The sequence below is a fragment of the Aquiflexum sp. genome, from assembly GCF_977115555.1.
In genome coordinates, this window is record NZ_CDSBKL010000089.1 from 1 (window position 1) to 12,455 (window position 12,455).

The 12,455-nt window shown below is 39.7% G+C and carries 8 protein-coding genes; 2 read left to right on the forward strand and 6 right to left on the reverse strand.

The genetic code is table 11. The annotated features are described in order from the left end of the window. The coding region (locus ACZFYI_RS07585) for an FG-GAP repeat domain-containing protein (protein WP_462523523.1) at positions 1 to 936 on the forward strand (936 nt) is incomplete at its 5' end. A gap of 37 nt (positions 937 to 973) precedes the next feature. Further along, entirely contained in the window at positions 974 to 2,299 is a 1,326-nt protein-coding gene (locus ACZFYI_RS07590) for a vanadium-dependent haloperoxidase (protein ID WP_462523524.1), read from the forward strand. An 11-nt stretch (positions 2,300 to 2,310) separates the two neighbouring features. Here the strand turns inward: ACZFYI_RS07590 and ACZFYI_RS07595 are convergent, their stop codons facing one another. The 6 genes from ACZFYI_RS07595 to ACZFYI_RS07620 all read right to left on the reverse strand — a co-directional run bounded on the left by ACZFYI_RS07595 (position 2,311) and on the right by ACZFYI_RS07620 (position 12,293). Next, complete coding sequence (locus ACZFYI_RS07595) at positions 2,311 to 4,173, reverse strand: FAD-dependent oxidoreductase (protein ID WP_462523525.1); 1,863 nt, start codon at positions 4,171 to 4,173, stop codon at positions 2,311 to 2,313. Between the two features lie 32 nt (positions 4,174 to 4,205). After that, positions 4,206 to 5,099: an ROK family protein gene (locus ACZFYI_RS07600; protein ID WP_462523526.1), complete on the reverse strand. Its 894-nt coding sequence runs from the start codon at positions 5,097 to 5,099 to the stop codon at positions 4,206 to 4,208. A 137-nt stretch (positions 5,100 to 5,236) separates the two neighbouring features. Then, positions 5,237 to 6,265 carry a LacI family DNA-binding transcriptional regulator gene (locus ACZFYI_RS07605; protein ID WP_462523527.1) on the reverse strand — a complete coding sequence of 343 codons (1,029 nt, stop codon included), beginning with the start codon at positions 6,263 to 6,265 and terminating at the stop codon, positions 5,237 to 5,239. An 81-nt stretch (positions 6,266 to 6,346) separates the two neighbouring features. Next, on the reverse strand, positions 6,347 to 7,480 hold the full coding sequence (locus ACZFYI_RS07610; RefSeq protein WP_462523528.1) for a glycoside hydrolase family 18 protein: 1,134 nt from the start codon (positions 7,478 to 7,480) through the stop codon (positions 6,347 to 6,349). Between the two features lie 74 nt (positions 7,481 to 7,554). Continuing rightward, entirely contained in the window at positions 7,555 to 9,135 is a 1,581-nt protein-coding gene (locus ACZFYI_RS07615; RefSeq protein WP_462523529.1) for a SusD/RagB family nutrient-binding outer membrane lipoprotein, read from the reverse strand. 32 nt (positions 9,136 to 9,167) lie between these two features. Next, positions 9,168 to 12,293 carry a SusC/RagA family TonB-linked outer membrane protein gene (locus ACZFYI_RS07620; protein ID WP_462523530.1) on the reverse strand — a complete coding sequence of 1,042 codons (3,126 nt, stop codon included), beginning with the start codon at positions 12,291 to 12,293 and terminating at the stop codon, positions 9,168 to 9,170. Positions 12,294 to 12,455: the final 162 nt, after the last annotated feature.

The window sequence follows — 12,455 nt, forward strand, 5'->3', positions numbered from 1 at the left end:
AGCTACGACTTGGTGAATGACGGTAAAGGAAATTTTTCTGATCTTTCAAGTCAGTTTCTGCCTTTGGCTGGTAAAATAGGAATGGTCACCGATGCTGTGACCTTGGATCTGAATAAAGATGGATTTCAGGATTTGGTGCTCGTCGGGGAGTATATGCCGGTCACAGTTTTTCTCAATGAAGGTGGAATCAAATTTAATGACGCTACTCAAGATTGGTCGGGAGATGATACAAAAGGCTGGTGGTCAAGTCTTGCCCTTGGGGATTTTGACAAGGATGGAGATATAGATTTGCTGGCCGGAAACTTCGGCATGAATTCCCAGTTCAAGACCAATAGTTCTGAACCCCTAAGTTTGTATTTTGGGGATTTTGATGACAATTCATCCACAGACCCAATTTTGGTCAGTTATGTACAAGGGAAACCCTTTCCTTTTCCAAGCAGAGACGAACTTCTTGACCAAGTTTATGGCTTTAGGAGTAAGTTTACAGATTATGGAAGTTATGCAACAGCCACACTCGAGCAGGTTTTGACAAAAGAGCAAATAGCAAATTCCTCCAAATTAGAGGCAACGGAATTGAGGACAATGTATTTTGAAAATAACTCTGGAAGATTCATCACCCATGCATTACCGATTGAAGCCCAATTTGCACCAATCCATGCCATTCATGTTTTTGATTATGATCAAGATGGGAATATGGATCTTTTACTAGCAGGAAATCAGACTTATACACGACTCAGACTCGGAATGATGGATGCCAATTTGGGCCAATTATTCAAAGGGGACGGAAAAGGGAATTTTGAATTTATACCGCAAAGAATTTCGGGATTTTCAATTTTGGGAGATGTGAAGTCAATCCTTCAACTGCAAACACAACCCAACCTCCTCTTTTTCGGTATCAATAACCGTGGGATAATCAATTACCAAAAGAATGATTGAAATGGAAAGCTTGAAGAGATATTGGAAAACAATTCGATTGGCATTACTCCTATTGATTTTCCCAGGATTAACATTGTCTGCATTTTCGCAGAAAAACCACACTCCGCCTTCAAAGGTTTTTTCTGAAAATCTTTTTCACATCACTGAAGTAATGGTTACAGATGTGGCCTCTCCTCCAGCCGCAGCCAGATTTTATGCCTATGCTACCTTGGCAGCACACCTTGCTTGGGACCAAGCAACAGGAAAGTCAAAAAATGAAAATCTGGTTTCAAAAACCAACATTGAAACATTTGAATTCATTGGAGAAACTGGAAAAAACCTTATCCCAGAGTTCGTTTCAGTCTACGCTATGTTGGAAACGGGAAAGAAAATCATGCCCTCCGGCAAACTTCTTGAGGCAAAACAAAAAGCACTTTTAAGCCAATTCACCAAGTCAAAGTGGATTTCCAAAAAAGATATTGAAACCAATATTGAATTTGCCGAGAAAGTTTCAGCCCAAGTATTGGATTTGGCAAACACCGATGGATACAAGCAATTGAGTGCCCTGACAAGATACACTCCCAATAAAAACGAAGGCCATTGGTATCCAACCCCACCGGCTTATATGGCACCTGTGGAACCCGAATGGAGAACAATTAGGACTTTCTTTCTGACAGAGTTGAGACCATATAAACCAATTCCTCCGGCTGAATTTGACCTTACAGAAGGGAGTTCTTTTAAAAACCAGCTAAATGAGGTTTTTCAGGTGACCTCGACCCTATCCGAAGAGCAAAAATTAATTGCAAATTTTTGGGACTGCAATCCTTTTATGGTGAGTTTTTCCGGACATATGGCCATTGGTATAAAAAAGATTTCTCCCGGAGGTCATTGGATGGGTATCACAGGAATCGCAGTCGAAAAGGCGAAATTGACTTGGAGGGAAGCGATCTATATCCATTCATTGGTGGCATTGGGACTACATGATGCCTTTGTAAGCTGCTGGGAAGAAAAGTACGATTCAGATAGAATCAGGCCTGAATCGGCCATTCAAAAATACCTCAGCCCTACTTGGCGGCCTTTGTTACAGACTCCTCCTTTTCCGGAATATACAAGCGGGCACAGCGTGATTTCCAAAACAAGCGCTGTGATTCTCACTAACTATTTTGGGGATGATTTTGATTTTATAGATACCTCAGAAGTCTATTTTGGATTGCCTGAAAGGCCATTTAAGTCATTTTCCAAGGCGGCAGATGAAGCGGCTATTTCAAGGCTTTACGGTGGGATCCATTTTCGGGACGCCATCGAGGAAGGAGTCAAACAAGGTGAAAAAATAGGAAATTACATCCTTGATAGAACTGAGTCAAATAAGATCTCTAAACGTTAGAAAATCCCAAATCATTGATTGATCGGCATTCCATTAAAGTCCACCGGCATCGAAAAAGGATCTAAGATACTGTCCAGCAAAACCGCAACACCTAGTCTATCAAGCTTCGTGTCGGCTGATGGAAATCCGGAAAGTTTTTGATTCTTCCAAATCAGTGAAATGTCATTTTCTTTTAATTCCGGCCTGACGACTTTCAATATTTCTAAAAACCTTCCAAGACTCAAAGGCTCTCCGGAAGCAGCCCAAAATTGGCTGTATTGAGGGTATAAAGGTCTGAGACCATCCACCAATTCAAATTCGGAAATTTCCCTATCAGGGTAAAACCAGGTTTGGTTTGCCCACTTATAAGGAACACCAAATCCTTTCAAAATTCCTGTCGCACCGATTTTTTGAATTGCTTCAAAATGTACATGGCTAGGAGAAATATCCATGAATGGCATCAGGTAGGCTTTTTTATCCAAAAGATTTTGTTGCACTTTCCTGACCTTGACTTCTTGCAGGTTTTGTCCGCTGAGAATAGCAGTACCTGCCAAAGCCCCTGCAGCTTGACCTAAGCCCAAAACCACAGGCTGTAATCGGCTTGCGCCATTAACAATATTGGATACTCCGATACTTTTTTCCGCCACTATAAAATGGGTAGAACCCTTTGGGATCAAACTTCCCATAGGAATATTATAGGAAGGCACCCTGATTTTAATAAAATCAATTTGTGGAGCACTTGGATTCATCTTGTGGTGATGGTCAATGGTATAATCCCCAACGGCAATGCCTGTCCGATAAAAAGCCTTCTCCTGATCGTACGGAGAAAGAACATATGGCAGGGAAAACATTGTTTCAGCAGCGATTCGCCTTGATTCTCGATGGTATGGAATAAAGGGAAGTTTGTCTTTAGTGGGAAACTCGTCATCAGCAAGCCCTAAGTGCTTGTATCCAAGTTCGTTTTGTATGTAATAGATAAATCTCAAAGAATGCAATTTAGCTTCTTCAAGCGCTTTGTCCCTATCTGTCTGCGACATTTCAACGATGTTCATGTATAGGTCGTTGCCACAGTTGGGCCAATTGATCATATACTTTCCGTTGGGAAGCTTACCATAATTAAGCATCTTTTGACAATCATTTTGAGGACTGTCAAATGATATAGGATCGGCGTGGTCACAGGCGCAGGCAAAAATCGCGGGATCATAACCTTTAGGTTTGGGAATGGTTTTGTCATTTCCCTTTCCAAAATCTTTCAAAACCACAACATAGGTCAAATCCTGAACGATATCATTGGCTTTCTCTGGGGCAAAAGCCTCTCCAAACCGATCTTGACTGTCCATCCCTACAAAATATTTATAACCAAGAGAAGCCATGACGTCACCGAGTTCTGTGGCATCGATGAGCATTTTTGCTTTGATGGTCTTCATTTTCCCCTTTTCGAGGAATTGTACCTGCCAAATCCCATCCTCAAAAACTGCATTTTGCCATTTTGATTCAAAATGAACTAGCAAATTATTTTCTTTTTTGACCCATTCCTGAAAAATTCTATTTCCAACTGATGGCTCAAAAAGTGTATTACTGACCCAACCGGTACTTATTACCTCCGGTCCGCCATAATATGCATACAATTTCTCCCTAAATTCTCCCCAGATTCCAGAAGGTAAATCATGATTGCCGTCTATAGCAGATACACCCGCTGCGGTGATCATTCCTCCCAGCCAGGTCGTTTCCTCCAAGATAACTGTTTCGACTCCCATTCTCGCAGCTTGGATGCCAGCAGATGTCCCACTTGCACCTCCTCCAATGATCAGCAACTGTGTTTCTTCTTGGGCAAAAATTGAAACTGAAGAAAATAGAAATAAAAAGAAAACGGTATGCGACAGAATAGATTTCATTGAAACTAGGTTAAAGATTACAAGGGTTCAAGTTACGATTCTTGATCCAATCCTAATAATACTTTTTGACCAAAAAAATGGGAAGCCGCTCCCAAAAGCGCACTTTTATCTCCAAAATCACTGATAAAAACCGGTAAATTGTTTTTATTGGCAACAAGTGTGGAAACCGTTTCTTCCAAAAATAACTCTCTTGCCTTTGAGATATTACCACCCAAAACAATGGCATCTATTTGTCTTTCCTCCAACTGCATCAGAATAAATTGGGCAAGATTTTTTGAAAACTGACCAAATGCAGGCAAGGCCATAGAAAGCAAATTAGGATTCTCTATGATTTCTTTCACGCCCTTCACCTGGATAGACAGATTTTCTCTGCACCAATTTACAAACCAAGATGTTCCTAAATAATTTTCTGCGATGCCGTCTTTGAACTTGGTGGACCAAAGTTCTGCATCAAAAATCCGATCCCCCAACTTCATCGAAGATCCAAGTCCGGTTCCCAATGTAAGTCCGAGTAGGTTTTTGAACCCTGATACTTTTCCGAAATTTGATTCGCCCATCAAAAAAGCTTTCGCGTCATTTACAAAATTGATTTGAGATTGTAAAATCCCCAGCCTTCCAGCCAATTCCTTTTTTAAATCAACACCAAGAAGATGGATGAATTTACCTTGGTCTTTAATGTGACATATACCATTGGCATAATCAAAAGGCGCAGGCATGGCGAGAATTACACAAGTATTACTGAAGTCTTGGTTCAGTTCTTTAAAAAGTGATGTCCATTCATCAAGAATGAAATCCTTGTTCCTAGTTGAATCAATATTTTTTCTAAGGACTGTCCCTATGGAAAACCCGGATGGCTTTTCCTCGAAAGCTGCAGCGGTTATATGAGAACCACCTATATCGGCGGACAAAATCAATCTGTTGTTCATTGAAAATTTTCAAATTCACATATTGTGAAGCCCCTAAGAATTCTGTATTTAATCTGAAATAAGCAAAATAATGTTGCTAAAAGGATTTATCAAAAATAGTTAATTACTTTCAGATTTCTAGGGATGAAAAAAATACTTCATCTCTTAAAATTAGAAGACTCTCTCACATGAAGGATATTTGGCAAAATAATTTTGAAATCAAGCTTATTGGTTGTTTCATCATCTAGCAACATCAACATGCCTTTCATCAATTTTTCGGCAATCGCTTCCAAAGGCTGTTCAATCGCAGAGATATTAGGCTGAAAAAGCGTAAAAAAATAATGGTCATCAAAAGAAACCACCAAAAGATCTTCAGGGATATGTTTTTTTAAAGCATTTAGGGCTTGTAACCCTTCAAAAGCCAGGTAATTGGTTGCAAAAAACAGACCGTCAAGATCACTGTTTTTCAGTACGAATTGTTGGATTTTGTGACTTGCCCGATGTTCGGACAAATTGTGAAAGGGCAGCATAAGCACATTTTTCTTTAATCCATGTGCTTCAATGGCCTTCCCATACCCTTCAAGTCTGTCATTCATCTGTATCTGATCAGATTCGACGGTTACAAATCCGATATTCTTACATCCATTTTGAATCAAATGTGAAGTTGCCTCGAAGGCACTTTTTTCATTTTCAACGACGACATAACTACAATCAATTGAAGGAATCCACCTATCAAATAGCAACACTGCAAAATCTTCTTCAATAAGTTCCAAAATGGTATTTTCAAGATAGGGAGTCGGCGTAATGATAAAACCATCTACACTCCTAACTTTGAATGTATCGATCAGAGCTTTGGCCTTTTCGGGATCATTGTCTGTGCTGCAATAGATGATTTTATACCCATTTTTGTAAGCTTTTTCCTCGATCTTTCTTGCTATGGAAGCAAAAAACTGGTTGGATATATCCTCTACCATAAAGACAATCACATTAGACTTTCCTAGGCGGAGGCTTTGTGCAAGTTGACTCGGCTTGTACCCTACCTCTTTGATATACTTCTCCACTTTCAAAGTCAATTCATCACTTATCCTTTTCTCCTTTGCTTTCCCATTGAGAATAAATGAAACTGTGGTAATCGAAATTCCCAAGGATTTTGCAATATCTTTTATAGAGGTCTTTTTCTTTGCCATTTCATTGCCATTCAAACCTTTTATCCGAACAGCAATATGATTATTTTTGTTTATTTATCCATCAGATCGAAAATTTTAACGCTATTTCAGGCTTTTAAATAAGGCATTCAGCAAAATATGATCATCTGTATCTTCATTGTATTCCCAGAACATTGCCCCGCCCATTTTGTGTTTCTTAATAAATTCGGCTTTTTGAAAAATTGATTGAGGGTCTTCGAAAGTGACAAATATTCCTTCTTTTTCATTCCATAAATAGGGGGCCATTGAATTTTCATCCCAATGTCTGACAAAAGAAGAATCTTGCATCAATTCCAGAATTGCCCTGTAGGGATACCCTTTTGAGCCTTTACCAAATTGGAATAGACCGTTATTTCCTGAAGACACATTTTCCCAACTTCTACCATAAAAGGGAATTCCCATGACCAGCTTTTCGATGGGAACTCCTGCAGCCACATGGTCTTTCACCGCATTTTCGGAAGACCTTATATTTGGGTCGTTCGAATACAGATTGGCATGATGACCTGTAGTATCCCTCCATGATTGGACAATGAAATCATATGACATGATATTGATAAAGTCAAGGTATTTCTGCGCCTCACCAAGGTCATTGACATCAAGGTATTCCTTAAAACCCGCAGAGGCAATCGTGCTCAAATAATGAGTCCCATCCAAAGCACCAAGGCTGTCCAAAGCCGCTCTCACCGACTTTAACATCAGTACAAAATTTTCTTTATCCTCAGGCCTATAGGTATTATTGTCCCCGGGATAGGCAGGATATTCCCAATCAAAATCCAATCCGTCAAGGTCATGACGGATCAAATAATCCAAGGCTGAGGCAGTAAATATCTCTCGGGATTCCTCTGTCAAGGCTGCATCAGAGAAACCTTTTGACCAAGTCCATCCCCCAATTGATATCAATATTTTCAAATCAGGGTTAATCTTTTTGAGTGAATTTAGTTTTGCAAGGTTTTCCTTATCAGTAAGCTCCCTCCCCTCGCCTTCTATGACTTTCCCCTCTACGACATTGGCAAAGGCATAATTGATATGGGTAAGTTTAGAGGCATCGATTTTGGTGGTATCTACACCTTTCCAACCGGCGATATAGCCGATAATTTTATAATTGACCTCTTCAAGTCCATCATGAGAAGTGGAAATTTCTTTTGATTCACAGGACAGAAATCCCATAAGAACAAAAGCAGAAATTACTTTTTTCATTTTTTATGTCTTTTAGATTTAATAAAAAAAGGTGCCCGAAAGCACCTTTTTTTGATTTTATAATTCTAAGGAAATCAATTTCCACCGTCCCACCACATTTTGGTCATCAGGTTGTCACCACCTATTCTCACTCTCGCTGCCTCGTAGTTAGCAGGATTAGCGCCAATCTCAGCTTCCCAATATCTCAATCTCCTTGGGATTTCGTTGGCTTCGAATCTATTTGGATCTTGTGTTGGAGTTAAAACAGGGTAACCTGTCCTCCTCCAGTTGGACCAAGATTCGATATCATTCAACCAAGTTGCTGCCCAATATTCTTCACCAATAAGTCTTAATTTATCGGCGTTAGAAGCAGAAGCAAAACCTCTTCCAGTAATATAAGAAGTGATTTCCGGACCCGTTCTTGCAAATGAGGCATCAAAATCAACCCATGATGTAATTGCTGCAGTTACACCATTGGTAAAATGGGTATTCGCATCAGTGGTAATCCAACCCTTAAGTGAAGCTTCTGCCTTCATAAACTCAGTTTCGGCATAAGTGATCAAAACATAAGGATCTTCCCAATCCAAATATTTAAGATTAAGCATGGCAAACATTCTGTTTCCTCTTGGCTGAAGAGCTTCAAATTCGGCAAGTTCAGAAGGAGAAAGAATCGTCCTTAAGGTCGTAGAATTATACCCATTTGGCATACCACGCTGTGCTGCAGGATCAGTATTCCAAGTACTTGCAGCAGCGGTTGGGTCTCCCAAACCTCCTGATACAATCATCAATCTTGGATCATTGTTTGCTTTCATCCAGTCAATGAATGTTTTACTGATTTTGCAATCCTGTGAGTATTTATAAGTATTCCAATAGCCATCGTTTAGTCCATTTCTATTGTTACCGATAGGACCTGTAGTATACTTAATGTAAGCATTGTCAGTAACAGAACCGAATGTTCCGCTGTTATTTGCTTCGATAAATACCTCTCTAGCTTTGGCAGCATCGACATTTGACATCCTCATTGCGATTCTCATCAAGAGCGCATTTGTAAACCTTTTCCATTTGTCAAGATTGCCTGCATAAAGAAAATCCTGAACACCTAGTCCCTTGGCACTTGGAGAGAACTTATCTCTAGCAATTTTGAGCTGATCTACCATGTCAAAATAAACATCCTTTTGGTTATCATAGGAAGGGAACCAGTTTTCTTCGCCTTCCAAACCTCTACCAGCTTGGAAATAAGGGATATCTCCATACAGATCTGTCATTCTGTGAAGGTCAAAAATTCTCATAACAGTAGCTGCTGCATTCAAATTGGCATCTTCAGGATTGTCTTTCGTTTTATCGATCACATGAGAATAAAGCCTGATCACATCTGTATAATGTCTTTCCATGTACGCACCACTGTATTGTGCATTGTAGAAATACTTATCACCGCTAAAGTATCCTGCCAATGAAGACGAGTGTTGGATCATAGTGGCAGAATATAGCATGTTAGCTCTTGTATTTTCATATTCTCCGCCAATTCTCAAAGTAGCAAGAGAAAACAAGAATGACATATCCATATCTGTAACCGCATTCGGATCCGTATTCAGATCCAACAAAGCCTGCTCATCACAAGAACTGAATGTTAAAGTGAAAGCAAGTAAGAGTCCAGTTATTTTATATATACTTTTCATTTTTCCGTGAATTAGTTTGTTAAACATCCCTATTAGAAGTTAAGGTTAATATTAAATCCAAAACTTCTTGTAGTTGGCATGGCAAAGAATTCCAAACCTTGGGAATTACCTCCAACAGTGTATGCAGATTCAGGATCTATATTTGGCACTTTTGACCAAATCAAAGCGAGATTTCTACCTACCAATGAAACAGATGCTGCCGTAAATGGCGTCTTACTCAAAAGTGCTCCAGGAAGCGAATACCCAAAAGAGAACTCTCTTAACTTAATGAAAGATGCATCATATACGATGTTTTCAGTAATTTGAGCATATCTGTTGAAATAATCGTCAATCAAAAATTGGGTAGGATCTGAAGAGTTTGCAGGAATGTTCCAAGTTCTTGCCTCACCGTTTGTATCTACTCCAGAAACTGTTAAACCATTTTCACGGCTTGCCAAGGTCTCTTCATGCAAACCATTGTTGTAAGCAAAAAAATTGGTTCCAGAAACCAAATGTCCTCCAAACCTTCCGTCAAGCAAAATCATCAACCTAAAATTCTTATAGCTGAAATTGTTTACAAGACCTGCTGAAATTGGATGGCGACCCTCAGCGATAGTTTCCAATCCATTAGTCGGTACCGGAAGACCTCTGTCATCATATACTTTCTGACCATCGATTTCCAGCTGCTTAAAACCTGCAATCATACCCAAAGGCTGACCTACTATATGACGGATTCTTTCTCTTCTTAATCTTGATTCGTCAAGGTTGATAAATTCTATAGGATCACCACTTGCATTTGTTCCAAGGCTTACAACATTACTTTGGTTATTGGCATAGTTTAATGAGAAATCCCAACGGAAATCTTTCCTTTGATAAGCAACAACGTTCAATAACAATTCAACCCCTTTGTTTGTCAATTCACCGATATTGATAATCGTTGATCCAAAACCTGAAGTAGCTGAAATACCTGTTGCAAGGATATCATTGGTTGTGGTACGGCTATAATAAGCTACATCCAAACCTAATTTGTTTTCAAAGAACCTTAAATCCGCTCCAAATTCATATTCTGTGGAAAGGTAGGGCTCTAAATTTGCATTTGGGATTGAACCATTGTTGATTTGTCCCAAGCTACCACCTAAGTGACCTGCTCCTACTAGACCATAAGTCAGGTTAAGCGCATATGGATTTGGCGCACCTCCACCTGTTTGACCCCAAGATGCTCTGAACTTGGTAAATGTGAAAGCTTTTGGCAATTCAATTACATCTGACAAGACAAAACTAGTTCCCACTGATGGATAAAACAATTTGCTATTTGCAGGAGACAAAGTAGAGAATTGGTCCTGACGGGCAGTTACATTTAAGAAAAGGAAGTTTTTGTATCCTACGTTTGCGTATCCAAATAATGAATTGATTCCTTGCTCACTAAAACCATATCCTACCTGAGGAGCAGCTACGTTTCTTACACTTGAAAAGAAAGGCACTACAAGGTCATTTCCCCCACCTGAAAGACTTTCAAAAGACCTTCTCATCCTGTTCCCTCCAACCAAGGCATCCAAAGAAATATCCCCGAATTGCTTTTGGGCTCCTATGAACAAATCCATATTGTCTTCTCTAATGGTTCTCTTACTTACATTGTAATCACCTCTTGGTTTGTATGCAGTTCCATAAGGCTCAGAAGAATCATCTGTTCTTGACTGAAAATCAGTACCAACCCTGCCCATGACATACAACCAATCAGTAATGTCGTATCTCAAAGAAACTTTACCCAAAACCCTGTCAGTCACATCTTCACGATAGAACTGATAAGCAGCCCAATATGGGTTAGTCTGGAAAACGTTTGGTTGGTATCTCAATTCAAAACCATCTTCTAGTGCTCCTAATTTATCAGTAGATCCTCTCATAGCCGAAAGAGGAATGTTTCCTGGTCTAGTCATCATAGCAAAGTTGGCATTTCCAGGAGAATCAGATAGTCTTGGTCTATTGTTTGCATTTTGCTTGGAATATTGACCGCTAAAATCCAAGGTAAGCTTCTTAAGCTTACTGTTGACATTCATGTTGATTACATCTCTTTTGAAACCTGCATTTGGCATGATGTCATTGTTATTCAAGTTTGAATAAGCAAATCGGTATGTGCCAGTTTCGTTTCCACCACTCAGTGCAACAGAGTTATTGATGGTATAGCCTGTTTCGTAAAATGCATTCAAGCCTTCACCTGTATCTGAATATGGTCTAGAAACCCCATCAAACTGCGGAGTGCTGGTACCATTGTATCTTCCACCCCAATGAGAATTTCCGACATCCAAAGCATCGCCCGAAGATGCAGGAATAACACCATCTCTTCCGGGTCCATAAGACCTCTGGTATTCCGTAAAATCCAATACATTGTCAAATGTGATGTTTGAGTTCAAGGCAACACCGATTCCTTTTCTGGCTTTACCTGATTTGGTAGTGATCAAAACCACTCCATTTGCTGCTCTTGCACCATAAAGGGCTGCAGCTGCGTTTCCTTTCAAAACAGAGATGCTTTCGATGTCATCTGGGTTAATAGAGGCCAGACCGTCACCGGCATCATTACCACCCCACATACCTGCGCTTCCAAGGTTTCCTGTTTCAATTGGCATTCCGTTGACTACATATAAGGGTTGGTCATTACCAGTAAGGGAAGAACCACCTCTGATCACCACTCTTGTAGAACCTGCAGCACCTGAAGCAGGAGGAGTTACATTCACCCCTGCGATCTTACCTGTCAAAGCATTACCTAAGTTTACAGCCCTTGATTCAGTGAATTTGTCTCCACTGACCTGGGTTACTGAAAAACCAAGTGCTTTCTTGTCTTTTTCCATACCAAAAGAAGTGACAACTACTTCTGATAGTTCTGACAAGTCTTCTTGTAAACTTACATCAAGCGAGGATCTGTTTCCTACCACAAACTCTTGAGGGGCAAACCCGATAAAAGAAAATACCAATACTGAAGCATTGGTCACCGAAATTGAGTACCTACCATCCAGATCGGTGGTAGTACCCGTATTTACTTGTTTGTCCAGGATGTTCACTCCAGGAATTGGTTCTCCGGTAGGATCTACTACCCTTCCGGTAAGAATCCTGCTTTGGCCATATGCCTCGAAACCTGAGGCAAAAATCATGACCATTGCTAACATTAATAGTACAACTCTGTTCATAGGAATTATTTAAAGGTTACATTTTATTGGTTTAGGGTATTTTGATAATAATTAATTTCTAAATGGAAGATTTTTATTTCGTTCAAATTCACTTGTTCATTATATTGATAAAACATAATTAAATTAAACAGTAAAATAATATATGTCAAAATCGATTAATTG